Genomic DNA, 24939 nt, shown 5'->3' with positions numbered 1-24939 from the left:
ACTCGTGCGTCAGGCCGGTTTGACGGCCTGCAAGGTGTACGTCAACGGCATCCGGTCCGGGCGATCCGGCAGCCGGAACTCCCCGTCCTCGCCGGCCACCATGTCCGGCATCGCCTGCCACGGGACGCTGCGGTGTTCCTCGAAACCGGTGATGGTCAGCCCGGCATCCAGCACCGCGGTGAGGATCTCACCGATGCCGTGGTTCCACTCCGCCGACCGGGTGTTGGCGAACTCGGTGTCGGTCGCGACATAGGTGCCCGGCTCGTCCCAGATGGTCGGCTCGGAACGCTCGAAGTAGGGAAAGTCGATCACCAGGGAGCCGTCCAGCCGGTCCTGGTCGGCCGCCCAGAGGATCGGATGGCCCTCGCGGATGAACAGCCTGCCGCCGGGTCGCAGCAGCCCGGCGACGACCCGTGCCCAACGATTGACATCGGGCAGCCAGCCCAGCGCGCCGATACCGGTGAAGACCAGGTCGTACGCCTCCGCGCCCAGCACCTCCACGGCCGCGTAGACATCGCTGACATGGAAGTCGATCGACGTGCTGGTCCGCTCGGCGAGGGCCCGCGCCTGGGTGATCGAGGCCTCCGAGAAGTCGAGGCCGGTCATGGTGGCACCAAGCCGGGCGAGCGACAGAGTGTCGGTGCCGATGTGGCACTGCAGATGCACCCCGCGGAGCCCGCGGACATCGCCCAGCCGCGGCAGGTCGAACGCCACCACCTGGGAGATGTGCTCCCGATCAGTGAGGAACCGTTCGACCTGATAGTCCGGCGACGCCGCATGCGCCGGCGCCCGCTCGTCCCACATGGCCCGGTTCAACTCGAGGTACTCGTCCACGCCTCGACTCTAGAACCACCGAGCCGACTCAGAGCAACGGTGAGACAAGCCGGGAGATGCCTTCCTTGACCGCCCACACGCGCCGGTTGCCGAAGGCGGCGTCCCGATCGAACGGCGTGCACAACGTCAGATCGTCGAGATAGATGTCGCGCAGGCGGGCACCCAGCTCGGCGTCGTAGAAGAAGGCGCAGACCTCGAAGTTGAGCCGAAAGCTGCGGTAGTCCATGTTCGCGGTGCCGACCGAGCCCATCTCGTGGTCGATCAGCACCGTCTTGGCGTGCACGAACCCGTTGCGATAGATGAACACTCGCGCGCCCGCCTGGGCCAGCTCGTCGGCATAGCTCAGCGTCGCCGGATAGACCAGCAGATGATCAGGCTTGTCGGGGATCATCAGCCGGACGTCCAACCCCGACCGGGCGGCCATCTTGAGCGCGTCGAGCACCGTGAAGTCGGGCATGAAATAGGGCGTCTGGATCCATACCGAGCGACGGGCCGTATCGATCATCTTGAGATAGCCGAATTTGATCCGTTCCCACTCCGAGTCCGGCCCGCTGGAGGCGATCTGCAACGCGATCCGGCCTGGCGGCTCCGCGGGCAACACGAAATAGTCGTCCCGCCAGGTCACCCGATCCTCCGGGGCCGCAGCCGCGTTCCAGTCCATCAACAACCGGCGCTGAATGGCGCCGACCGCGCTGCCGCGTACCCGGAAGTGGGTGTCGCGCCAATAGCCGAACTTCGGATTCTTCCCCAGATACTCATCGCCGACGTTGAAGCCGCCGATGTAGCCGATCGTCCCGTCGATCACCACCAGCTTGCGGTGAGTGCGGTTGTTGACCCGGAAGTTGACCAGCGGAACCTTGTTCTTGAAGAAGACGGCGACCTTGCCACCGGCGGCCAGCAGCGGGGCGATGTCCTGCTTGTGCACGTCGCGACCACCGAGGTCGTCCCAGAAGATCAGCACCTCGACGCCGGCCTTGGCGCGATCGGTGAGCGCTGCCAGGATCCTGCTGCCCAGCCGGTCGGCGCGGAAGATGTAGTAGTAGATGTGTACGTGCTTCGTGGCGGCGAAGATGTCGGCGATCAGCCGCTCGAACTTCGCGTCGCCGTCATGGAACACCTCGACGGCGTTGTCCTCGGTGATCGCGGCCCCATCGTCGGTGAGCAGCAGCTCGACCACGTGGGCGTTGCGGCGGGCGACCTCATTGCTCAAGACCAGCGTGCCGGTGGCGAGAGCCTGGTTCTGCTCACTGACCAGCCCCTCGTAGTCGATCCCCGCTCCCTCCAGCTTGGCGAAGATCTTGGCCTTGGTGAGCCGGCGGCCGACGAACACCCAAAGCAGGAAGCCCAGCACGGGGACGAAGAACATCACCAGGATCCACGCCCACAGCGAGTTGGGCTCACGCCGCTCGCGGAACATGGGGATGATGCCCAGCGACACGTTGAGCACCAGCGCGATGGTGAGCAACGTGGTGATCAGCGACGCCGTGTCACCGGTGAGGCTGTCCCACATCAGCCACGCACTCCGGAGTCCCGATCGTCCGCCGGCCGACTGGCCACGGCCGCGAGGGTCGCCACCCCGACCCGGATGCAGCGCTCGTCGACGTCGAAGGCCGGTTGGTGGATGTCGGGGATCAAGTCCTGATCCTGCGGCCGGACGCCCAGGCGAGCCATCGCTCCCGGTACCTGCTGCAGCATCCAGGCGAAGTCCTCCCCGCCCAGCGACTGATCGGTCACCGCCACGCCCTCCGGTCCCAGCACGGACCGGGCGGCCTCGCTGAGCCGCTCGACACCCAGCTGATGGTTCACCGCCGGCGGGACTCCAGCGGTCAACGAGACCTCGACGCCGGCGCCGAAAGGGGCGACGATCTGGCTCACCAGCTCACCCAGCAGCGCCTGCGCCTTGCGCCAGCCGTCCTCGTCGAGCGCCCGGAGCGTGCCTTCGATCACGCCGACCTGCGGAATGGCGTTGGGCGCGGAGCCGGCATGGATCCGGCCCCACATGAGCGACAGTCCGCTGCGCGGGTCGACCCGGCGCGACAGCAGCAGTTGCGTCTCGGTCGCCACGGCGCCGAGGGCACCGATCACGTCGGCGGTCAGGTGCGGACGAGACGTATGCCCGCCGCTCCCGGTCACGGTGACGACGACCTGATCGACCGCTGAGGTGATCGGACCCACGCGGTGCGCGATCTTGCCCACCTCGGTGCGCGGATCGCAGTGCAGCGCGTACACCTCGCTCACCCCCTCCAGGGCGCCCGACGCGATGGCATCGAGGGCGCCGCCGGGGCTGGTCTCCTCCGCCGGCTGGAAGATCAGCCGGACGCCACGGTGCAGCAGGCCCTGATCCCGCAGCCGAGCCAACACGAGGCCGGTGCCGAGCACGATCGTGGTGTGGACGTCGTGGCCGCAGGCGTGACAGATCCCGTCGGTACGCGAGCGGTAGGGAACGTTCTTGCCGTCGGTGATCGGCAGTGCGTCCAGGTCGGCCCGGAGCCCGACAAGGTCCTGGCGCGGGCCGCCGGCGGAGTCCGCGTCGGCGTCAGAGCCAGAGCCTGAGCCGGAGGGCAGGATGTCGCAGATCGCACCGGTGCCGACACTGAGCACCTCGGCGTGCAAACCGGCTCTGGCCAGGGTGTCGACCACGAGCTGGGTGGTGCGGTACTCCTCGTGACCCACCTCCGGATGCGCATGGATGTCTCGTCGGAGCGCGACGAGATCCTCGTACAGACGGTTGGTTTCCTCGGTGATCAGCTGGAGCCGTGAGCTCGTGGACGTCTGGACCTGCACCGCGCCAGTTTCTCATCTGCCATCGCCGAGTGCGTAAATGTGTCAGCGTTCATCGTCGGGTCAGCTCGCGAGCTAGCGATAAGGCTAGGCTCTCCTTATGGGGTACTACGACGACTACTACCGGGCAGAGGTACGCGCGGTGGAGGCGCTGACGCCGACGATGATCCGGATCGTCTTCGGCGGCGAGGATCTGCGACGGTTCGTCAGCAGCGGTGATCCCGACGAGCGACTGGTGGTGGTGCTGCCCCGGCCGGGTGAGCGCCACACTCCCGATCCGGTACGCCAAGCCGATGGAACGCTGGACTATCCGGCCGACGACGAGCCCGAAATCCGCAGCTACACGGTACGCAGGTTCGATCCCGAGGCGCCCGAGATGGTGATCGACTTCGTCCGCCACGTCGGAGGCGCGGCCGCCGCCTGGGCGATCCAGGCACGGGTTGGCGATGTGGTCTATCTGAGCCCGGCCAAGGGCTGGTATTCCCCACCTGCCGACGCCACTTGGCAACTGCTGCTCGCAGATCTGACCGGCCTGCCCGCGCTGGGCCGCATTCTCGATGAGTTGCCCGCCGACATGCGCGCGATCACCGTGGCCGAGGTGGCGACCGACGCGGATCGACAGAGGTTCACCAGTGCTGCCGAGGTCTCGTCGCAGTGGCTGGTCGCCGGGAACGGCCATGGGCCGAGTCGGCTGCTGGAGGTGCTGAAACGGTTCGAGTTTCCTGCCGGGCCGGGCTATATCTGGTTCGCCGGCGAGGCGTCGGAGTCGCGCGCAGTCCGCAAATACGTACGTCGCGAACTCGGCTGGACCACCGATCGGTTCACGATCATCGGCTACTGGAGGATGGACCAGGAGCGCTGGATGGCGCGCTACGAGTCGATCGGCGAGACCCTCGAGAAGGTCTATACCGACGCCGTGGCCAGTGGCCTCTCCGAAGGCGACGCCCTGGACGTCTACGAGGACGCGCTGGAGAAGGCCGGCCTCTGAGAATTTCGATAATCTGCCACACAGTGGCGCGATGCGCGCGTGGCTGAGGCGGGGAGGGCTCTCAGTGAGGCACGATTCTCGAAAAATGGCTGGTCATGGCCATCTACTCACTCCATGTATACATCTGATGTAGAGTCGCTCGCATGTCCTTCTCGGACGCCCTACTGGCGATCATGGCGTCCGAGCCTCGCCATGGCTACGACCTGAAGCGTCTCTATGACGAGCGGTTCGCCGGCTCGCGACCGTTGGCGTACGGCCAGGTCTATGCGGCACTGGCCCGGCTCCAACGCGATGGCATGGTCCAGATCGTCAAGGTCGCCCAGGAAGCGGGCCCTGAACGAACCGTGTACGCGATCACCGGTGCGGGCCGGACGGCTCTGCAGGACTGGCTGGGCAAGACCGAGTCCCCGGGTCCCTACCCCGCCGATGAGCTGGTCCGCAAGACACTGTCGGCGCTGTATCTGGGAGCCGACGCCGCAGGCTTCCTGGATCGGCAACGGACCGCCCACCTGACGCTGATGCACGACCTGCTTCAACTCCAGGCCGAGACGGCCGAGACCGGTGCCCGGATCGCGCTCGATCACGTCATCTATCACCTTGACGCCGACCTGCGCTGGCTGGAGACAGCCAGCCAGCGGTTGACCGAATCCGGGAGCACACCATGACCGTGCCCTTGCTCACGGCCGATGCCGTCACCAAGACGTTCGCGCGTACGGTTGCCCTCCAAGGCGCCACCATGTCGATCGATCCGGGCGAGATCGTCGCCGTGACCGGCCCGTCCGGCAGCGGGAAATCGACACTAATGCTCTGCCTCGCCGGGGTTCTGGTGCCCGAGTCCGGCACGATCGGCTACGCCGGCCGCGTCCTCAACAACCTCACGGCGACCGACCGAGCAACGCTACGACGGCGTGAGTTCGGGCTCGTGCTGCAGTTCGGCCAACTGCTGCCCGAGCTCACGGCCATCGACAACGTGACCGTGCCGCTGCTGTTGGACGGCCGCGGCCGACCTGAGGCTCGGCGGCTGGCTGAGGAGTGGTTGGCGCGGCTCGGTGCTGCCGATTTCGCCCACGCGCTGCCCGGCGAGCTCTCCGCCGGCCAGGCACAGCGCGTCGCGATCGCCCGCGCCCTGGTCGCCGGACCACGGGTGATCCTCGCCGATGAGCCGACCGGCGCACTCGACAGCGTGAGTGCCGCGGAGGTGATGTCGGGCCTGGTCGCGGTGGCTCGGGACACCAAGGCGACGATGGTGGTGATCACCCACGACAACATCGTCGCCGCCCACGCCGATCGGGAGATCGTGATCCGCGACGGCCGTGCCGTGACGCAGGGGCGGCAGCGGTGATGGCCCTCACCTGGCAGCTGATCCGGGCCCAGTCCTGGCGACGGCTGCTGTTGATCGCCGCCAGCAGCTCCGCGGCCACCATCGCGCTGCTGATCATGGTCTCGCTGCTGATGCTGCCCGAGCAGCCGGCTGAGTTCCTGTTCGCGATCGTCTATGACCCCAGCACCCGGGGCGGCGCGGTCCTGGCCTTGGTGCTGCTGCTCGTCCCAGTCCTGGGGCTGGCCTACCAGGTCGCGCTGCTCGGCTCGTCCACCCGCGCCCGTCGGCTCGCCGTGCTCCAGATCGCCGGCGCCACGCCCCGGCAACTGCGATCTGTGGGCGCCGCCCTGACCGCCGTTCCGGCCGCCGCCGGGGCCGTTGTCGGCGTACTCGGCTTCTTCGTCCTCCGGGCCGTGATCGGCGGCCTCCGGCTGGATAGCACGACCTTTGCCGACGAGACAGTGTTTCCCTCGCTCCATCTGATCCCCACCAGCGTTACTCCCGCGCCGTGGCTGATCGCGGCGGTCGTCCTGGTGGTCACTGGGACGATCGGGCTGATGGGCTGGGCGGTGTCTCGGTCCGCCGACCCGGCCGTGGCCTACTCGCGCGTACGCAGGACTCCCCGGCGACCGCCCCGACCGTGGGGCTGGGTGCCTATCACGGTCGGACTCGGCGGGCTGTGGCTGGCGGTTGCCGTTGGCACCGACAGCACGGCCACCATGCTCGTGCTGGTCGGTATCGGCGCGATCGGCCTGCTGATGCTGGCACCGTGGATCGCCTACCGAGTCGGCACTGCCGTTGCTCGCCGAGCCACCACGACCAGCACGCTGCTCGGCAGCAGCCGAGTCGTCGCCGACCCTCGGACCGCGGGCCGCGCCGCAGCTCCGATCGCGCTGGTCGGACTCGTGGTCGGCGGCACCTCGTTGATCATCGCGCAGCTCGTGGTCTATCGATACTTCGAGGCGTTCTATGTCGTGTCGATCCTGCTCGTCGCCGTGTTGCTTCTCACAGCTTTGATCTTCACCGCCTTCGCTATCGCCGTGCGCAGCGTCGAGACCCTCACCGAGCACCGACGGCCGATCGCCGCGCTCGCGGCCGCCGGAACGCCCGAAGCCGAAATCGAGCGGTCGTTGATCACCGAGGCATCGATCGTCGCCCTGCCGAGTGTCCTCGTCGGTGTCCTGCTCGGTTGTCTCCCGCTTCTCGCCATGACCCTGCTCCCGGATTTCAGCGAGGCTGAATGGGAGTACGGAGAGGGCCGGAGCCTGCTGGCGGCCGGCTTGCTCTCCATGCCCGTCGCCGTCATCGCCGGCCTTGCCCTCACCCGGCTCGCTGTCACCATCGCGACCAAGCTCGTCCGCCCCTGGCTCCGAACGGCCACCGCCGCGGGCAACCTACGTACGGAGTAGCAGTGGCGTGAAGTCAGCCAATCCAGCATCACCCGATTCCGACGGAGCGGGCCGCGGACACGAGGCCGATCCACTAAACCGGTGGTAGTTCCCTCACCCGACCAGCTACGGTCCGTGGTTCCTCGGTAGGTCGCAACCTGCCGGCCAAGCCCAGGAGGTCTTTGATGCCCAATGCTCTACTCACCGGTGTCGGTCGCCGGCGCGGGATCGCGGCCGGAATCGCCGCCGGCCTGGCCAGGGATGGGTGGGATCTGGCGCTGTCCTACTGGCAGCCGTACGACGAGCGGCTGGGTCTGGATGGTGACGCCGACGATCCGAAGCGGCTGGCCGACGAGCTTGGGCGTGCGGGCGTACGGGTGGTTTTGGCGCCCGGTGATCTCGAGGATCCGGAGGTGCCCGCCCAGGTGGTTGCTCGAGCCGTCGAAGCACTCGGTCCGCTGGACGCGTTGGTGATGTCGCACACCGAGTCTGTCGATTCCGGCGTCCTCGACACCACGGTGGAGAGCTTCGATCGACACTACGCGGTCAACATCAGGGCCACCTGGCTGCTGATCGCCGCGTTTGCCCGGCAACTGCCGGCCAGTGGCGGATCGATGATCGCGCTGACCAGCGACCACACTGTCGGAAACCTGCCGTACGGCGTGACCAAGGGCGGGCTGGATCGACTGGTCCTCGCGTCCGCTCACGAGTTGGCCGGTCGAGGCCTGCGCGCCAATGTCATCAATCCGGGGCCGATCGACACGGGCTGGATGACGGACGAGATCCGCGCCGCATGCCTTGCCCAGCAACCGACCGGGCGGATCGGCACACCCGAGGACATCGCTAACCTGGTCCGATTCCTCCTCTCCGACGAGGGTGCTTGGACCAACGGGCAGCTGCTCTATTGCAACGGTGGATTCCCCGCCGGCCGGATCCCGGTATAACGCTCGGCCGGCCGCGAGAAGGATGTTTGGCACCCGATCCCCGCCAGATCAGGTGTCGAAACTCCTTTTCGATGCAGTCAAGCTCCCCGAGGGAGTTGCACGGTGGCCACGAATCTTCGCTGCCAGGGGGTCTCGACGGCACCGGCGCGATAGTGGCTCCGAGTCCAGGCCACGGCGTCGACGGCGGGGACTCCGGACAGGCGAGCCAACAGGGCGATCGCCGTTCCGGTGCGCCCGATGCCACCATCGCAGGCGAGCTCGACTCGGTGGGTAGCGGCTCGATCGTGCGCTTCGAGGATTGCGTCTATCGCGTCCGATCTGTCATGCGGGAGCCGGAAGTCGGGCCAACGAACCCAGCGACTGATCCACCTGGCGTCCGCGTACGGTTTCCCGATCAGATAGAGACCGAAATCAGGTAGCTCGTCGGTTGCCGGCGGCCCGTTCCGCAACCCGCGACCACGTACCCGACGGCCATCGGGCAAGATCACCAGGCCTTCGGTCTCGTCGTGCCAGAGACCCATGCGTCAACGACCCCCGGCGATTCGCGCGTGGACGTGCATGTCGTGCCAGCCGTCGGCGTGCAACATGGCGCTGCGCCTCGTGCCCTCTGCCTCGAATCCGGCCTTGGCGGCGACTCGGCACGATGCCGGGTTCGCGGTCGAATGCTCCAACTCGATCCGATGAAACCCTGCCTCGAAGGCCCAGCTCGTCGCGGCGATCAACCCCCGCGGAGCAATCCCCCGTCCACTAGCCCAGCGACAGGTCCAGTACGACGCGACTGCGCCGCCGAAGGCGGGTTGGAGCTTGAGCGTCATCCGGCCGGCCATCGCTCCGTCGACCTCGACCGCCCAGCTCGCAGCCGTACCTTCCGACCACGACGTGTGTGCGTCGAGGATCCAGTGCAAAGCCTCGGCGGACGTCATCGCGCGCACATGCCAGCGCTGGATCGCCGGCTCCTGGTAGGCGGCGACAATCGCAGCGGCATCGCGCTCGGTCCATGGTCGCAACACGATCACGTCGGTACGCAACGTCGGCTGCGTGGTGTTGGAGAACTGTTCCGGTGCGATGACTGGGTCGACCAGCAAGGGCATGACCCGATCCTCCCAACAAGCTCTCGTCAGCAATCGCCACGGTCGACCGTAGACCCGCAAGCGGCCGCGAGAAGTAGCACGTGGTTTCATCGCCGTTTTCAGAACCACAAGCTACTTCTCGATGGGCGATCCGCCAGCCGGGCACGTGGCCCAGCCAAGGACCCCGCGGATGTGGCGACGATCCTGCTGCTGATGACTCGGAAGCGGTTGCTCCTCGACGAGAATCGGTGACGGGACAAAACCGCGGCTCAACTGGTCAGCCGCGGCGTGTCGCGGGCTATCGAGCAGTTGAGACCCGCGTTTGTCCCGCGATCACGCAGGAGACGAGGTGGATGAGAGCATTCTCACCGGCGATTCATCGCGACCCACAGCCGACTTTGGCAGGATTGCTGGGTGCCCGCCGACCGCAAGCCCCGGCGACGCGTGCCCTGGCGGCGCAGGTCTCGGCGACCGCTGTCGGTACGCGCCCGGATCCTCACCGCAGTCCTGGTGACCACGGCGCTGGGCATGATCGGGGCCGGCGGCGCTTCCTACCTGATCGCCCGCGATCAGACGCTCGACAGCATCCGCAGTTCGCTGTTGCAGGAGAACGAAGAGATCAATACCGTCGCCGTACTGGCCGGACGCGGTGAGACCGGCCGGACGATCAAAGGCCCTGGCGACCTGCTCTGGGCCGCCATCAAGAGCTCGGTGCCCGATCCCAATGAGGCGATCTTCGGCTTGGTCAATGGTCAGATCGAGTGGGTTCCGAGTTCGGACGAGCCGAGCCAGAAGTCGCTGGAGGACGATCTCGAGCTGGTCGCCGCCGCGGCCGCCGTCAAGCCCGATGAGCCAATCCGGCTGCAACGCATCTCGACCGCCGGCCACCCGGACATCGCCTTCATCTCGGTTCCCGTCCAGGTCAAAGGCTCCCCCGACCTCGGGCACTATGTTGCTGCCGTCGATGTCCGGCTCGCCTTCGAACCCGTCGTCCGGACCCACCTGACGTACGCCGCCGTCTGCCTCGTGGCGTTGCTCGCGATCGGCATCGTCGGTCACCAGGTCGCCGGACGTCTGTTGTCGCCACTGCGTTCCCTGCGCCAGACCGCGCAGCGCATCACCGAGACCGATCTCTCCGATCGCATCCCCGAGGACCAGCTGGCCAGTCGGGACGAGGTCGCCGATCTCGGCCGCACGATGAACGCGATGCTCGACCGGCTGTCGGCCTCCTTCGACAACCAGCGTCAGATGCTCGATGACGCCGGCCACGAGCTCAAGACCCCGATCACCATCGTGCGCGGACATCTCGAACTGGTCGACCCGACCGACCCGAGCGACGTGGTCGAGACACGTGATCTGGCCATCGAGGAACTCGACCGGATGCAGCGGCTGGTCGACGAGATCTTGATGCTGGCCAAGGCCCGACGGCCGGATTTCGTCCGGCCCGAGCCCGTCGTGGTCGCCGACCTGCTGGCTGGGGTCGTGGACAAGGTGGCCACCCTGGGCGACCGGCACTGGCTGGTCGAGGCCAGCGCCGACGAGGTCGTCCATCTCGATCCGCAACGGATCACTCAGGCGCTGATCCAATTGGTGGCCAACGCCCTGCGGTTCACCGATACTGGCGCGGTGATCGCCGTCGGCGGTCGGGTGTACGGGCCCGAAGTACGGCTGTGGGTGCGCGATGAAGGCGTCGGCATCGCACCGGAGGATCAGCGGCGGATCTTCGAGCGGTTCGGACGTGGCCCCAATCCATCCGGCACCGAGCCGAACCGCTCCGACGACGGCGCAGGTCTCGGACTGGCCATCGTCGAGGCGATCGCGGTCGCCCATCACGGTCGGGTGACCCTGGCCTCTCAGGTCGGGGCGGGCTCGACGTTCACCCTGTGCCTACCGACTCTGGGCTCAGCAACCCTGGGCTCACCCACACCGGGCTCGCCGACCTTGGGCCTACCGAAGGAGACCGCCTGATGGCTGCCATCTTGATCGCCGAGGACGAACCGCGGATCGCCGCCTTCGTCCAGAAAGGGCTCCGGGCGGCCGGTCTGTCCACCACCATTGCGCGAACCGGACCGGAGGCTCTGGACTATGCCTGCAGCGGCGAGTTCGATCTGATGGTGCTGGACATCGGTCTCCCCCAGCTGGACGGCTTCGCGGTGCTGGAGGCGTTGCGCGGACAGGGATCGACCCTGCCGGTCATCATCTTGACCGCACGAGACTCCGTCACCGATACCGTCGCTGGGCTGGAGGGCGGCGCGGACGACTACATGGCCAAGCCGTTCCGTTTCGAAGAGCTGCTGGCGAGGGTACGGATCCGGCTGCGGGACCAGCCGCAGGCGCAGGCGGTGGTCGTCACGCAGGGCGATCTCAGCTTGGACCTGCGTACCCGAATCGTCTCGGTCAGCGGCAAGCCGGTCGAGCTCTCCGCCCGGGAGTTCACGCTGCTGGAGACCTTCCTGCGCCATCCCAACCAAGTGCTCAGCCGCGAACAGCTGCTGTCCCGGGTCTGGGGCTACGACTTCGACCCCGGCTCGAACGTGGTCGACGTCTACGTGCGCTATCTGCGCAACAAGATCGGCAGCGACCGGATCGTCACGGTCCGCGGCGCCGGCTACCGGCTGTCGGTCTGAGCGGGATCAGCCCAGTCCATCCGATCAGCCCAGTCCATCCGATCAGCCCAGTCCACCGGATCAGTCCGGGGAATTGGGCGAGGCCGGCGTCTTCGGCGAGGGGGAGGTGTGCGGGCTGACCGGGCTGGCGGCTGACACCGTCTTCTTGCCCGTCGGCTCCTTCTTCGCCTTCTTGGATTCGTCCTTCTTGGCGTTCTTCTCAGCGGCAGGCTGCGCGCTGGGCTGGGCAGTGCTCGCGGCCCGAGCTTCGACCACCAGCCCACGCTGTGGCAGGTCGTCGTCCAAGGTGGTCGACCCGGACACCGCCGCCACCGGGGTGAGCACGAACGCCGCCGCTCCCCCGGCGATGAACCACTTGGTACGCGTCCGCATGCGACTCAGCCAACCTCCGCTCGATGAGACCGACGAGAGATCAAGATGAGAAGTCTCTCATCTTGCCTCGGCGCGGACGGATCAGCCGGCGCTGCGCACCAGCCGCTCGGCCGCGGAGACGATCTGGTCGGTCTCGGCCTCCCAATGCGGCTCCTGACCCCGGTACGGACCAGTCGCCAGCGACACCACGACACCGGCCGCCCGCAGCCTCAACTCGACCGGGTCGACCCGGGCGTCGAACACCGGGATCCAGGTACGCAGCAGCTGGCTCACCCGTGCCGCCTGCACACTGCTCATCCGCTGCACGGTCGAGAGATGCGCGACCAGGCAGGCCAAGTCGTCGGCACGCCGGCCGGGCCCGACGGTGTCGATGTCGAGCAGACCGGTCACCCGTCCGTCGGCGACGAACAGCTGACCCTCGTGGAAGTCGCCATGGGTGGCCTCGTTCCCGGGCTCGATGCCAGCCAACCCGCCACGGACCTGATCGACCAGCCACCGGAGCCGCGGCTCCATCGGGGGCAGCGCCGCCGCCACCATGGCGGCGTACTGGTCGATCGCGTCGGTCCACGGACTGCGCCGAGACAGCGTGGCGACCTCGCGGGGCATGGCATCCAGCAGCCCTACCAGCTGCTCGGCCGAGCACGGGGCCACCGGGTCGAAGATGGCATGGGCGAGCGGCCGGCCCGGCAGTTCGGGCAGCACCAGCAGAAAGTCCTCGGTCGCCGCCGCAACCTGGGGAGCGGGCAGCCCGGCACCCAGCAGCAGCTGATGGCGGCGCAGCGTCGGCTCGAACAGCTTCTGCCGCAAGACCTTGAGGTAGAACACCGTGCGCACCCCGGCGATCGGGACCGTCGCGCGCAGCACGGCACGTCGGCGCGGGCGGTAGCCGACCATCTCCAGCTCGATCTGGCTGCCGTCCAGCAGCTCGGGCGTGATCTCGTACGCATGCAGCAGGGCCGCCACCTGCTCGGGATAGGCCGCGCGGATCAGGCCGGGCAGATCCGGGTCGCGCGGATAGAGCCAGACCGCGACCTCGCGTACCCCGTTGGCGAAGATCACCGCACGCTCGTCGGTCTCGGTCCGGCCGCCGACTCGCACGCTGGCGCCCAGCAGCTCGCTGCGCCGGCCGAACGGCCAGTTGACGACGGCCGTGTAGGTCGCCGTCGTCGATCGCTGCGGGTGCGCGTCGACATGGTCGAGCTGCCACGACACCAGGCTGCCGCCACCGTGGTCGACGGCAGCGCGCAGCAGATCCTCGACCTCGGGTGAGGTCAGCAGCTGGGATCCGTCCGGATCGGCGTTCACAGGCTGGCTCCTCTGGATCCAGGTTCGGGTGACATTCGGGTGGGCGCACCTGCCAGGGCAAGTGGCCGCGGACGACGATCCTCGCATGCCGCGGGTGTATCAGCAGCGTGACCCGTTCCTCAATGAGGAGCATAGAAACGATCGGCAAGCCCGAGGAACGGAGCTCCCGTGCGCGAGAAGACCGAGGATGGCCTGGCCAGCCGGGCCGGCCGGCTCTTCAGTGCCTACCGCGATGGCGATGAGGCGAAGATGGCCGACCTGGTCGCGATCTTGACTCCGATCCTGTGGCACACCGTGCGCAGCGTGCGGCTCGACGTCGCCACCGCCGAGGACGTGCTCCAGACCGTCTGGCTGACCCTGGTTCGCAAGGCCGACACCATCACGGAGCCGCAGGCAGTCCTGCAATGGATGGTCGTCACGACCCGGCGCGAGGCCTGGCGCGCGGCCAAGGTCGCCAGACGGGTCAAGGTGGAGGACTTCGACAGCGCCGTCGGACAGGACCAGCAGGCGAGCCCGGACTCGGTCGAGGACGACATCATCGCCGGGGACACCCGGGCGCGGTTGTGGGCCCAGGTCCAGAAGCTGCCGCAGCGCTGCCAGGCACTGCTCCGGGTGATCGCCTTCGCGGATCGCCCGGACTATGCCGAGATCGCCCGGACACTGGGGATGCCGCAAGGCAGCATCGGGCCGACCCGCGGCCGCTGTCTGGCCAAGCTCCGGCTTGCCCTGGCCGCCGATCCTGCCTGGGAGGGCCGATGAACACCAATGACGACGCCGTCGAGCTCCGCCTGGCGGCAGAACCGCTCGATGACCACGACATCGCCCTGCTCGAGGACTTGGCTGCCCTGTGGGCGGCCGCCGACCCGGTCCCCGGGGGCTTGATCGAGCGGATCCAGTTCGAACTCACCTTGGATGCCCTGCACGCCGAGGTCGCTACCTTGACTCAGCTGGACCTGGCGGCCAGTGGCGCTCGATCGGCATCCACCGAGGCGGTCCGGACCGTCACGTTCAGCGCCGAGTCGCTGACCGCGATGGTCACGATCACCCAGGAGCCGGACGGCACTGTACGGGTGGACGGCTGGATCGCGCCAGGAGACGGGCTGTTGGTGGAAGTGCTGCTGAGCGGCGCGACGCGCAGCACCCACACCGACGCCGACGGCCGCTTCGTGCTGGACGGCCTGCCCGCCGAGCTGGCGAAGTTCGCCATCCACGCACAGGATGATGCCGGCGACCCGCACATCGTCATCAGTCCCACTATCGAGCTGTGACCCCCACTCATCCCCTCAACAATTCACGGATGTCGTCGGCGGTGAGCGGCGCCGAACCGCCGCCTTCTCCTTCGATGACGTCGCCGAACAGCCGACGCTTCCGCTCCTGGAGGGCCACGACCTTCTCCTCGATGGTGTCGGTGGCCACCAGCCGATAGACCATCACGGTCTGCTGCTGACCGATCCGATGCGTCCGGTCGATCGCCTGCTCCTCCGCGGCAGGGTTCCACCAGGGGTCGAGGACGAAGACGTAGTCGGCCTCGGTCAGGGTCAGCCCGAATCCGCCGGCCTTCAGACTGATCAAGAACAGCGGAGCGTCCCCGGTCCGGAAGGCGGCGATCCGCTCGGCCCGCTTGCGCGTCCGGCCGTCGAGATATTCGTACGCGATGCCGGCCGCGTCGAGTCGGCGCCGGAGCAGGCTCAAGAACCCGGTGAACTGGCTGAAGACCAGCGCCCGGTGGCCCTCGGCCACCACTTCACCGATGTGCTCCATCACCGCATCGAGCTTCGACGAGCCGACCGAGGCATGCTCGGCATCGACCAGCTCCGGCGCGAGGGCGAGCTGGCGCAGCTTGGTCAGTGCGCGGAAGATCGCGATCCGGTTGCGCTGCACATCGTCCAACATCCCGAGCACCCGCTGCCGCTCGCGCTGCAGCTGCCGGCCGTAGACCCGTCGGTGCGCCGCGGACAGCTCCACCGCCAGCACCTGCTCGACTTTGGGCGGCAGCTCGGGTGCCACCTCCTCCTTGCGGCGGCGCAGCATCAGCGGCCGGATCCGGCGCCGCAGTCGGGCCAGCCGCTCGGCGTCGCCGCCCTGCTCGATCGGCCGTCGGTAGTCGTCGGCGAAGGTGTCCGGATTCGGGTAGAGACCGGGCGCGGTCAGTGACAGCAACGCCCACAGATCCATCAACGAGTTCTCCAGCGGGGTGCCGGTGATGGCCAGCCGGAATGATGCGGGCACCCGGCGTACGGCCTGGTAGGTCTTGCCGCGGTAGTTCTTCACCGCCTGGGCCTCGTCCAGGATCATCCCGGCCCAGCTGAGCTGGTGATAGTCCTCGGCCTCCAGCCGGAGCAGGGTGTAGGAGGTGACGAGGATGTCGCAGTCCTTGGCCAGCTCGGCGATCTCGGTCTCGCGCCGCCGCGCGGTGGTGGTGACCGTCGCGACCCGAAGATCCGGGCAGAACGTCTCCGCCTGCTCCGCCCAGGTGCCGATCACCGAGGTCGGGCAGACCACCAGCAGCGGCTGCTGCAGCTGTCCGCTCTCCTTGGCCCGCTGCGCGAGCGCCAGCGTCTGGACCGTCTTGCCGAGTCCCATGTCATCGGCCAGGATGCCGCCGAGGTCGTGATCCCACAGCAGACTGAGCCAGGCGTAGCCGCGCTGCTGGTAGGGCCGCAGCTCCGCCTTCAACCGGTCCGGCGGGGCCGGCTCGGGGATCTCGGTCAGCCCGATCAGCGATCCCACACTGCGCTGCCAACGCGCAGACTGCTCCCCGACGACACCGAGCTGGACGAGTTCCTCCCAGAGACCGGCATGCAGCCGGTTGAGTCGCAGTCCGGGACTGTCGGGATCGCTGAGCTCGCGCGCCTCCTCGATCAGGGCCCGCAGCTGGGCCAGCTCCGGTCGGTCCAGGCTGAACCAGGTCCCGGAGTCGAGGAACAGGTGATCGTCCCCTGCCGCCAGCGCGGTGAACAGTGGCTGGAACGGCACGTCCTCTCCGGCCACCGTGACCGTCACCCCGAGGTCGAACCAGTCGGTGCCGCTGCCCTCCTCCTCCGGATCGGTCGCCGACACCGTGATCAGCGGCGCCTCGGTGACGTGGGTGTACGTCGGCAGATCGACGGGCAGCGTGAGGAGGACCCGATCGTCCTCGAGCAGTCGAGGAAGCACCAGTTCGACATACCGGGCGGTGTCCGCGCCGGCGAGCAGCGCACTGGTCGCCAGTCTGAGACTGCGATCAGCCCCGGAGGAGATCAGACCGGGCACGGTGGCGAGGTAGTCCAAATCGCGCAGCAGTTCCTGTTCCTCGGCGACCGCGCGCCGAGGCAGGCCAGGGTAGGTCGGCGTCACCGTGTCACTGCGCACGTCCAGCGGGCGGTCGTTGACTTGGTAGCGGAAGCTGTGGGTGAGCGCCAGACGGTGCCCGGGCCCGGTGCCGACGGTGATCGCGAGCTGCGGACCGGTCACTGTCGGCTCCCGGAGCGCGTCCAGGTCACCGCTGATCGACAGCCGCTGCCGCACGCCGGGCAGGAAGTCCGTCGTCAACCGCGGCACCTGATCGAGGGGCACCTCGATCCCGCCGGCGCGGAACAGATTCGCGACCGCCGAGTCCAGCACCTCCTCGAAGCGAGCCAGCCGCACGTCCCAGCCGAGGGCCGACCGGTCGAGCACGAGGCAGCCGAAAGCCGGCAAGCCGAGCAGCTGCACCCGCGCCGGGTCCTGCACCTCGCCGTCGAGGCGCAGTTCGGGCACCAGTCGAACTCCTGTCGCGGTGTCGATGGCGCGGAGTTCGAGCTCTGCCGGCTTGGTGCGTACATCCACCGAGGCCAATCCTGGTCCGAGCAGGAACTCCACCCCGACCTGATGAGCCTCGATCAGCAACGCCCAGAGTTCTGGTCCGACCTCGGCGATGTCCAACTCGCCCGCCGCGCCATAGCGGTAGCCCGGGCCGTTGGCGTCGGCGATCACCCGGATCCGGCGCAGCAGCCGACGCTGTTCCTCCACCACGGGCACCGTCTGCCGATTGCCCAGCAACTGCTCCCAGGAGACCCCGGTCTTGATCCAGTTGTTCCGCTTGCCATGAGTCATCGGCCGCAGCAGCACCCTGGTCGTCGGAGCCGACCAGCGGGTCTCCCGGTGGTCGAGCTCCAGCTGCAGGGCGAGCGGTCGCGGCTCGGCCGCGGGCAACACGGTGGCCAACGGCTGCAGCAGTCGCTCCCACTCGGTGTCTCCGGATCGCCGGCCGGCAGTCGGCGACAGAGCAGGCACCGCCCCGCCATCCAGCTGACGGCGGGCGACCATGATCAGGGCCACCACGTGCTTGCAGTCGCCGCCCATCGGGCAGCTGCACTCGGTGGACCAGTAGTCCAGGAAGCCTGAGCTGCGGTCGAAGTGCGGCTCGACGGTCGAGGTGTAGAGCCGAGACCGGCTGCCGATCACCCGGGCCTCCAGGACCGAGGGATTGCCGGCTGTCCCGGTGAGCACCACGCGGTTGCCCTGCGCGTACCCCACGGCGCGCTGAAACGTCCCCGGGTCGAACTCGTCGCGCAGCACACCGTCGTCCAGGCTGCGAAGCCAGGCCTGCACCGGCGGGCTGAGAGTGGTCACGGCGCTCATGGGACAACACGGTAGGCGCCGCCACTGACACTCTCGCGGCCATCGACAGCGTGGCGTCCGCCTTCTCGGTCGAGAAGTTGCGCGTGTGGTCAGTGTGCAATTTGAGGTGCATGAGGCGGCAGCGACGCGACGTCCGACTCGCTCACTGAACGTACGGTGGTGACGAGGAAATGGCGTGGATTGGCCGGGCCGCAGCCGGCCCAGGATCGGAGGATCAACATGGACCGACCACGACTCCAGGTGACCTCCGTCACCATCGGCGCCGACGATCCGCACAGCTTGGCGAGCTTCTATCGCGAACTGCTGGGCTACCGGATGACCGCCGACGATCCGGCGACCGGCGATGACCCGGGCTGGGCGCAGCTCAGACCACCCGACGGAGTGGGATTCCCCACTCTCAATTTCGAGGGCGAACGCCAGTTCCGGCGACCGGTCTGGCCGGCTGTCTCAGGCGAGCAGAACGCAACTCAGCACCTGGACATCTGGGTCGACGACCTCGCCGAGGCGACCGACTGGGCCATCGCCTGCGGCGCAGTGCTCGCGGAGTCACAGCCGCAAGACGACGTACGGGTGCTGTTCGACCCGAGCGGGCACCCATTCTGCCTGTTCCTCTGAGTCGAGCCCGCGGATCCGAGGCGACGCCTGCGTCAGCCGCCGTGCGCGGCCAGGATGGATGCGGTGTCGGAGACCGTCAGTTGCGGCGGGTAGAGACCCATCACCTGCAGCGCCGCGGCATGGTTCTCCGCCGTCGAGCCGGCGCAGGCATCTGCTGCGATGATCGCGTACGCCCCGGCGTCCGCAGCGGCCAATGCCGTGGAGATCACGCAGCAGTCCGTCGACACTCCGGTCAGCACGACGCGCGGAGCGTGGCCGACGACCGCTTCCATCTCCGGACCCCATTTCCCGAACGTCGGCCGGTCGAGCGTCGGATGCGGGGAGAGGTCACAGGCCTCCGGCACCAGATCGAACAGCGGATCGGTGGGCGGCTCGTCGGCAAACGGCCAGGCGAGGAAGTAGTCGCCCCACGAGGTGTCACGATCGGCGGTCGGCAGCCAGCGGGTGACCAGCACCCGGTCGCCGAAGTCGGCGGCGAGGCGCCGGATGTTGACGATCGCGTCGGCGAAGAACGGTGACGCCCAGTCCGAGTCAGGCGCGGCGAAGATGTTCTGCGGGTCGATCACGACCAGCCAGGGCTCGAGCTTCCGAAACCTCGTCGAGGCGTCGCTCATACGTTCTCCTGCCGTCGAATCGGCCCGATGTGGGCGCATCATGCAATGGCGAGGAATATTATCAACACAGAGAAAAAGTCCGTCGCCGGGGTCTGGGAACTCGAGCGCTCGGCGACGGGGCGTGATCAGCGCGCCGGCAACAACCCGACCTTGGCATAGACGTCTGCAACGGTCTTCGAGGCGACATCCCGGGCCCGCTCGGCACCATCGGCCAGGATCCCCATCAGCTCGCTGCGCTCCCCCATCAACTGCAGGGTGCGCTCCCGGAACGGCGCAGCGAACGCGGTCACGGCGTCAGCCACCGCACCCTTCAAATCGCCATATCCCTTGCCCTCGAAGTCGGCGACCACGTCGTCCACCGAACTGTCCGACAGTGCGCTGAGGATGGTCAACAAGTTGCTCACCCCCGGCTTGTTGACCTCGTCGAAGACGATCGTGCGCTCCGAGTCGGTGACCGCGGACTTGATCTTCTTGATGTTGGCCTTCGGCTCGTCCAGCAGGTTGATCAGCCCGGCCGGCGACACGCTCGACTTGCTCATCTTCGCGGTCGGGTCGGCGAGGTCCTGGATCTTGCCGACCGCGCGAATGATGTACGGCTCCGGGACGACGAAGGTCTCGCCGTAGCGCGCGTTGAACCGGACCGCCAGGTCCCGGGTCAGCTCCAAGTGCTGCCGCTGGTCCTCACCCACCGGCACCTTGTCGGCCTGATAGAGCAGGATGTCGGCGGCCATCAGGATCGGGTACGTGAACAGCCCGACGTTGGCAGCATCGGCGCCTGCCTTGGCCGCCTTGTCCTTGAACTGGGTCATCCGGCTGGCCTGACCGAACCCGGTCAAGCAGGTCAACACCCAGGCCAGCTGGGTGTGCTCGGGCACCTGCGACTGGAGGAACACCACCGACCGCTGCGGGTCGATGCCGGCCGCCAGCATCTGAGCGGCGACCAGCAGCGCCTGCTCCCGCCGCTGCGCCGGATCCTGGTCCACGGTCAAGGCATGCAGGTCGGCGACGCCGTAGAACGCCTCGAAGTCGTCCTGCATCGGCACCCACTGCCGCAGCGCCCCCAGATAGTTGCCCAGATGCAGCGAGTCGGAGGTCGACTGGGCGAGGGAGAGCGCGCGAGGTCGATGGGTATCGGAGGACATGGCGGTCATTCTTCCACGCAGCGGCAGACCGCTCAGCCGGATTTCTCGCCCGCGGTCGGTGCCGCTGTCTTGCGTACCGGTTGGATCTTGCGGACAGGTCGGACGAGTACGACCGCGAGCATCAGCAGCACGATCCCGAGCAACACCGGCAGGGTGAGCTGCTCGTCCAGGACCAGCACGGCGAGCACCGTTGCGGTCAATGGCTCGATCAGCAAGACGATCACCGCCGTGGTCGCGGGCAGACCGGCCTGCAAGCCACCGTAGTAGGCGAGGTAGGCAATGACGGTCTGGAAGATCACCAGGAACGCGATCGCCGCCCAGGCCGGCGCGGTCAGCGTGGCGAAGTCGGCTCCGCCCAGCAGGCCCAGCGGCGCCGACAGCAGACCGGCCAGGGTGAGGGAGGTGGCGATCAATGTGCGCGGGCTCAGACCCGGGACGGTGCGCTGGTTGACGACGGTGGTGGCCGCGAACGCCAGGCCGGAGAGCAGCGCCAACGCCAGTCCGACGGCGAACCATCGACCGTCACCGACCGGCGTGCTCGGGTTGCTCACCAGCACCAGTCCGGCGAGCGCCGCCAGCAACGCGAACACTGTCGATCGGCCCGGCAGTCGGCGCCCCCGAATGGCCGTGTAGACCGCCACCGCGACCGGTGCCGAACCGAGACAGACCACGGTCGCGACCGCGACGCCGACCAGCGGCACCGCCTGGAAGTAGGCCGTGCCATAGATCGCCGTCGTCACCCCCGTCGCGAGGATGCGGCGCGCCGATTCAGGCGTGCGCCCCACCCGACGGAGCTCGCCGGTGACCGCCGTCAAGACCAGCATCAGCAGCCCACCGAGCAGCAGCCGCACCGACGAGATGGCCGGCCAGGACAGAGAGCTGTACCTGGCCGCGAAGGCACCCGCGATACCGCTCGTCCCCCACAAGGCTGCACCCATCGCCACCAGCAGGAAACCTCGCGAACCTCCCGAGGTCACGAATCACCCCGCGACGATGCCGATTCGGCGTGCGGCTCTGCGACCGGCTCGTTCGGCAGCTGCTTGACTTCCAGCCGCGATGCTCGACGACCGTCCAGCTCGATCACCTTGAGCTCCAGCCGGACGATCTCGTCGCCGTCCTCACCCGGGCGGACTGCCTCGACCTCGACCGTTGCGTTGAGCGTGGGAAGCTGGCCGCGAGCGGCCATGAAGAAGCCGGCCACGGTGTCGTACGGGCCCTCGGCCAGGGTGAAACCGGTCTCGTCGGCGAAGTCGTCCAACGTGCTGAGACCGTCGACCTCGGTCGACCCGAGATGCCGCGGCCGCGGCTCGACCACCACGTCGTACTCGTCGGTGATGTCGCCGACCAGTTCCTCGACCAGGTCCTCCATGGTGACGATGCCGGCCGTGCCGCCGTACTCGTCGAGCACGATCGCCAGGTGCGCGGATGCCCGTCGCATCTCCGAGAGCGCGTACAGCACCCGGACCGTGTCGGGCAGACTGATCACGGGCCGGACCAGCTCGGATACCGGTGTCGAGCGGTCGCTGACCTCGGGATCCAGCAGGTCGCGGACGTGCACGAAGCCGATGATGTCGTCGGCGGAGTCGCCCATCACCGGATAGCGGGAGTGCGGCGCCTGCAGCACCTCGCGAACGGCCTTGTATGCCGGCAGATCGCCGGGCAAGAAGTCCACCTCGGTCCGCGGCAGCATCACCTCGCGCAAACCGCGGGCGCCGGCATCGAACACGTCGTCGACGATCCGCCGCTCCTCGTCGCCGAGGGTGGAGGAGCCGCTGACCATGGCCCGGATCTCCTCGTCTGTGACCTCTTCGCGGCCGGCCTTCGGATCGCCGCCCAGCACCCGGACGACGGCATCGGTGGAGACACCGAGGAGCCAGATCACCGGCCGGGCCAGCTTGGCGATGAAATCGACCAACGGCGCAAGCGCGAGCGCGAACGCCTCCGAGCGCTGCAGTGCCAGCCGCTTGGCCGTGAGCTCGCCGAGCACGATGGAGACATAGGAGATGAGCGCGGTCACCACGACCAGCGCGATGTTGTCGGCCACCGATTCCGGCAGGCTCGGCGCCAGCGCTCGCAGACCCTCGCTGAGCGGATCGCTCAGGGTGCGACCACCGACCGCGGCGGACAGGAACCCGGCCAGGGTGACGCCGATCTGCACCGCCGACAGGAAGCGGTTGGGGTTCTCGTTCAGCCGGGCGACGGTCCGGCCCCGCGGGCTGGTGTGGGCGAGCTGTCTGACCTGGCTGTCACGCAACGACACCAGCGCCATCTCGGCGGCGGCGAACACACCACCCAGGCAGATCAGCACGAAGACGACGACAATGCTGATGACGACTTCGGAGGTCATCGGCAAGTCCATCGGGTGGCGGTCACCACGTAATCCTAGTGAACTCTCCGCCCCGGTCCGGTTGGATGGACTCGTGCCGGAACCCACCGTGACAGCAGCCCGCATGTTCCCCGACTGCGTACCGACGCTGATCGACCCGGCAGCCGGCGTCACGCTGCGTGCCCCTGCCGAGACCGACATCGACGCCATCGTCGAACAGTGCCGTGACCCGGAGATGATTCGGTGGACGACGGTTCCCACGCCGGAGGGTGGCTACAGCGACGCTGACGCTCGCGCCTTTCTGGCCTTGGTCCGGCAGGGCTGGGAAGAGTCCGGCGGGTATGGCTGGGCGATCGAGCTGGCCGGTGTGCCCTTTGCCGGCAGCATCGACCTGCGACCCGAGGAGGCTGGGGTCGCCGAGGTTGGCTTCGGGTTGCATCCCGCCGCTCGGGGACGCCGGGCGATGACGGCTGCGCTGCGACTGGTTCGTGACTACGGGTTCGACGTGCTGGGTCTGCGCGTCATCCGCTGGCGGGCGGCGGTCGGGAACTGGGCCTCGCGCCGCACTGCGACCGCGGCCGGGTTCAGGTTCGACGGCACTGTCCGGCTGTTGCTCAACCATCGTGGCGAACTGCTGGACGGCTGGCTGGCGACCATCACCGCCGATGACTCTCGAGAGGATCTGAGCTGGCCGCATTCGCCGGAGTTGGTCGGCACCCGCGTACGGCTGCGGCCGTTCGGTGATCGTGACCTGGACCGGATCGTCGAAGCCTGCTCGGACGCGACCACCTGCCGCTGGCTCGTTGCGCTGTCAACCTCATACAGTTCGGCGGACGCCGCCGCCTATGTCGAGTCCACGCGCGAGCAGGCGGCCACGCGCTCGGGCTGGACCTGGTGCATCGCCGACGACACCGATCGGTGCCTCGGATCGCTCGGTTTGGAAGGGTTCGGCGGCTATGCCCGCCGGCTGGAGATCGGCTATTGGGCGCATCCTGACGCTCGTGGCCACGGTTTCGTCGCCGAAGCGGTCCGGCTGGTGACCGAGCACGTCGAGCAGCAGCGACTGGCCGACTCGGTGATCATCCGCTGCGCGGCGGAGAACACCGCGTCGCGCAGGGTGGCCGAAGCCGCCGGTTATCTGCAGTGCGGAGTCCAGGAGGCCTGTGAACCACTCGGGGACGGCACGCTGGACGATCTGGTCAGCTACTCCCATACGATGCAGCGGTGACCGATGACCTAGCCGTTGAGCTGGCGGCAGCGCATGCCGCGGTGGATGAAGCCGTCGCCATCCTGAGAGCCAACCGTTCGCGGCCCCATCAGCGGATCGACAAGGCGACGAAGGACTATCTCACCGAGGTCGATATCGCCAGCGAGACCGCCATTCGCGAGGCGCTGGCCGTCTCCACCCCGGACATCGGCTTCTACGGCGAGGAGAGCGGCGGCGCCGACCTGCACACCGGGCGGGTCTGGGTGGCTGATCCGCTGGACGGCACCATCAACTACGCCACTGGCTCTCCGTTGTGCGGGGTGATGCTCGGTCTGCTGGAGGACGGCGTACCCACGCTGGGCGTGATCGACCTGCCCTTCCTCGGCGTGCGGGTCGACTCCGGCTCGGTGGCCGACGTCGGGTCCCTCGCCGAGGGAATCGTCGGGATGGGTGACGCCTTCCACCGCGGCGGCCCGCGGCTGGACGCCTACGTCAACCTGACCGCGACCGTCCACAAGCAGGCCTTCCGTTTCCGCTGCGTCGGGGCGGCCTCGGTGCTGTGGACCTGGCTCGTCTCCGGACAGCTCCAGGGCATGTTCTTGGCCCACAACAACCCGTACGACGTCGTCGCCGGTCACGCCATCGCACGGGCAGCCGGTGCGATCTGCACCGACTACGACGGCAGCCCGCTCACCCTCGCCTCCGCCGGGACCCTCGCCGCGGCGCCCGGCGTTCACCCCGAACTCGTCGAGCTAGCGAGCGATCTGGCCGCCGCAGCCGCCGAAGAAAGCTGACCTGGCGGC

24 protein-coding genes are annotated in these 24939 nt (G+C 68.1%); 12 read left to right on the top strand and 12 right to left on the bottom strand.

Features of this window, described 5'->3' with window-relative positions:
• Positions 1-9 precede the first annotated feature (9 nt).
• Genes MLP_RS06370 through MLP_RS06360 form a run of 3 tightly spaced genes read right to left on the bottom strand, consistent with a single transcriptional unit; the run spans position 10 to position 3618 of the window.
• Positions 10-834 carry a class I SAM-dependent methyltransferase gene (locus tag MLP_RS06370; RefSeq protein WP_013862203.1) on the bottom strand — a complete coding sequence of 275 codons (825 nt, stop codon included), beginning with the start codon at positions 832-834 and terminating at the stop codon, positions 10-12.
• 28 nt (positions 835-862) lie between these two features.
• Entirely contained in the window at positions 863-2344 is a 1482-nt protein-coding gene (gene cls, locus MLP_RS06365) for a cardiolipin synthase (RefSeq protein WP_013862202.1), read from the bottom strand.
• Entirely contained in the window at positions 2344-3618 is a 1275-nt protein-coding gene (locus MLP_RS06360; RefSeq protein WP_013862201.1) for an amidohydrolase, read from the bottom strand. The genes cls and MLP_RS06360 overlap by 1 nt, the downstream gene beginning before the upstream one ends.
• A 97-nt stretch (positions 3619-3715) precedes the next feature.
• Between MLP_RS06360 and MLP_RS06355 the strand changes: the two genes are divergently transcribed.
• The 5 genes from MLP_RS06355 to MLP_RS06335 all read left to right on the top strand — a co-directional run bounded on the left by MLP_RS06355 (position 3716) and on the right by MLP_RS06335 (position 8256).
• Positions 3716-4603 (top strand): siderophore-interacting protein, encoded by an 888-nt coding sequence (locus tag MLP_RS06355; RefSeq protein ID WP_013862200.1) that lies wholly within the window; start codon positions 3716-3718, stop codon positions 4601-4603.
• Between the two features lie 143 nt (positions 4604-4746).
• Positions 4747-5268 carry a PadR family transcriptional regulator gene (locus MLP_RS06350; RefSeq protein ID WP_013862199.1) on the top strand — a complete coding sequence of 174 codons (522 nt, stop codon included), beginning with the start codon at positions 4747-4749 and terminating at the stop codon, positions 5266-5268.
• The gene (locus MLP_RS06345; RefSeq protein ID WP_013862198.1) at positions 5265-5945 is read left to right on the top strand and encodes an ABC transporter ATP-binding protein; all 681 of its coding nucleotides are present in this window, start codon (positions 5265-5267) and stop codon (positions 5943-5945) included. Before MLP_RS06350 ends, MLP_RS06345 begins: the two co-directional genes overlap by 4 nt.
• Complete coding sequence (locus MLP_RS06340; protein ID WP_041789781.1) at positions 5945-7333, top strand: FtsX-like permease family protein; 1389 nt, start codon at positions 5945-5947, stop codon at positions 7331-7333. Before MLP_RS06345 ends, MLP_RS06340 begins: the two co-directional genes overlap by 1 nt.
• Before the next feature lie 164 nt (positions 7334-7497).
• Positions 7498-8256 (top strand): SDR family oxidoreductase, encoded by a 759-nt coding sequence (locus tag MLP_RS06335; protein ID WP_013862196.1) that lies wholly within the window; start codon positions 7498-7500, stop codon positions 8254-8256.
• 77 nt (positions 8257-8333) lie between these two features.
• Here MLP_RS06335 and MLP_RS06330 read toward each other — a convergent pair whose 3' ends face one another.
• Together MLP_RS06330 and MLP_RS06325 are read right to left on the bottom strand one after the other, a co-directional pair.
• Positions 8334-8777: a protein-tyrosine phosphatase family protein gene (locus tag MLP_RS06330; protein WP_013862195.1), complete on the bottom strand. Its 444-nt coding sequence runs from the start codon at positions 8775-8777 to the stop codon at positions 8334-8336.
• A gap of 3 nt (positions 8778-8780) precedes the next feature.
• Entirely contained in the window at positions 8781-9347 is a 567-nt protein-coding gene (locus MLP_RS06325; protein ID WP_013862194.1) for a GNAT family N-acetyltransferase, read from the bottom strand.
• 393 nt (positions 9348-9740) lie between these two features.
• Between MLP_RS06325 and MLP_RS06320 the strand changes: the two genes are divergently transcribed.
• Both MLP_RS06320 and MLP_RS06315 read left to right on the top strand, forming a co-directional pair.
• Positions 9741-11294 carry a sensor histidine kinase gene (locus MLP_RS06320; protein WP_013862193.1) on the top strand — a complete coding sequence of 518 codons (1554 nt, stop codon included), beginning with the start codon at positions 9741-9743 and terminating at the stop codon, positions 11292-11294.
• Positions 11294-11953, top strand: a complete 660-nt coding sequence (locus MLP_RS06315) for a response regulator transcription factor (protein WP_013862192.1) — start codon at positions 11294-11296, stop codon at positions 11951-11953. Before MLP_RS06320 ends, MLP_RS06315 begins: the two co-directional genes overlap by 1 nt.
• 60 nt (positions 11954-12013) lie before the next feature.
• Here MLP_RS06315 and MLP_RS06310 read toward each other — a convergent pair whose 3' ends face one another.
• Together MLP_RS06310 and MLP_RS06305 are read right to left on the bottom strand one after the other, a co-directional pair.
• The gene (locus tag MLP_RS06310; protein WP_013862191.1) at positions 12014-12325 is read right to left on the bottom strand and encodes a hypothetical protein; all 312 of its coding nucleotides are present in this window, start codon (positions 12323-12325) and stop codon (positions 12014-12016) included.
• 81 nt (positions 12326-12406) lie between these two features.
• Positions 12407-13630, bottom strand: coding sequence for a phosphotransferase (locus tag MLP_RS06305; RefSeq protein ID WP_013862190.1), 1224 nt, complete (start codon positions 13628-13630; stop codon positions 12407-12409).
• A 168-nt stretch (positions 13631-13798) separates the two neighbouring features.
• On the opposite strand from MLP_RS06305, the gene MLP_RS06300 reads away from it, so the two are divergent.
• Complete coding sequence (locus MLP_RS06300) at positions 13799-14389, top strand: RNA polymerase sigma factor (protein WP_013862189.1); 591 nt, start codon at positions 13799-13801, stop codon at positions 14387-14389.
• Positions 14386-14898 (top strand): hypothetical protein, encoded by a 513-nt coding sequence (locus MLP_RS06295; protein ID WP_013862188.1) that lies wholly within the window; start codon positions 14386-14388, stop codon positions 14896-14898. The genes MLP_RS06300 and MLP_RS06295 overlap by 4 nt, the downstream gene beginning before the upstream one ends.
• Positions 14899-14905: 7 nt before the next feature.
• On the opposite strand, the gene MLP_RS06290 is transcribed toward MLP_RS06295, so the two are convergent.
• Positions 14906-18232, bottom strand: a complete 3327-nt coding sequence (locus MLP_RS06290; protein WP_013862187.1) for a DEAD/DEAH box helicase — start codon at positions 18230-18232, stop codon at positions 14906-14908.
• 219 nt (positions 18233-18451) lie between these two features.
• On the opposite strand from MLP_RS06290, the gene MLP_RS06285 reads away from it, so the two are divergent.
• Positions 18452-18847 carry a VOC family protein gene (locus MLP_RS06285; protein ID WP_013862186.1) on the top strand — a complete coding sequence of 132 codons (396 nt, stop codon included), beginning with the start codon at positions 18452-18454 and terminating at the stop codon, positions 18845-18847.
• Positions 18848-18879: 32 nt separating this feature from the next.
• Here the strand turns inward: MLP_RS06285 and MLP_RS06280 are convergent, their stop codons facing one another.
• The 4 genes from MLP_RS06280 to MLP_RS06265 all read right to left on the bottom strand — a co-directional run bounded on the left by MLP_RS06280 (position 18880) and on the right by MLP_RS06265 (position 22950).
• Positions 18880-19461, bottom strand: a complete 582-nt coding sequence (locus MLP_RS06280) for a cysteine hydrolase family protein (RefSeq protein ID WP_013862185.1) — start codon at positions 19459-19461, stop codon at positions 18880-18882.
• Between the two features lie 125 nt (positions 19462-19586).
• Positions 19587-20603: a tryptophan--tRNA ligase gene (gene trpS / locus MLP_RS06275; protein ID WP_156821055.1), complete on the bottom strand. Its 1017-nt coding sequence runs from the start codon at positions 20601-20603 to the stop codon at positions 19587-19589.
• 32 nt (positions 20604-20635) lie between these two features.
• Positions 20636-21580, bottom strand: coding sequence for a DMT family transporter (locus MLP_RS06270; protein WP_013862183.1), 945 nt, complete (start codon positions 21578-21580; stop codon positions 20636-20638).
• Positions 21577-22950 (bottom strand): hemolysin family protein, encoded by a 1374-nt coding sequence (locus MLP_RS06265; protein ID WP_013862182.1) that lies wholly within the window; start codon positions 22948-22950, stop codon positions 21577-21579. The genes MLP_RS06270 and MLP_RS06265 overlap by 4 nt, the downstream gene beginning before the upstream one ends.
• 73 nt (positions 22951-23023) lie before the next feature.
• Here MLP_RS06265 and MLP_RS06260 point away from each other — a divergent pair, with 73 nt between their 5' ends.
• Both MLP_RS06260 and MLP_RS06255 read left to right on the top strand, forming a co-directional pair.
• A complete protein-coding gene (locus MLP_RS06260; RefSeq protein WP_049804474.1) occupies positions 23024-24157 on the top strand; it encodes a GNAT family N-acetyltransferase in 1134 nt (377 codons plus the stop codon).
• On the top strand, positions 24154-24930 hold the full coding sequence (locus MLP_RS06255; protein WP_013862180.1) for an inositol monophosphatase family protein: 777 nt from the start codon (positions 24154-24156) through the stop codon (positions 24928-24930). Before MLP_RS06260 ends, MLP_RS06255 begins: the two co-directional genes overlap by 4 nt.
• Positions 24931-24939 lie beyond the last annotated feature (9 nt).

The organism is Microlunatus phosphovorus NM-1 (genome assembly GCF_000270245.1).
GTDB lineage: Bacteria > Actinomycetota > Actinomycetes > Propionibacteriales > Propionibacteriaceae > Microlunatus > Microlunatus phosphovorus.
This window is presented reverse-complemented; position numbering and strand designations above follow the sequence as displayed.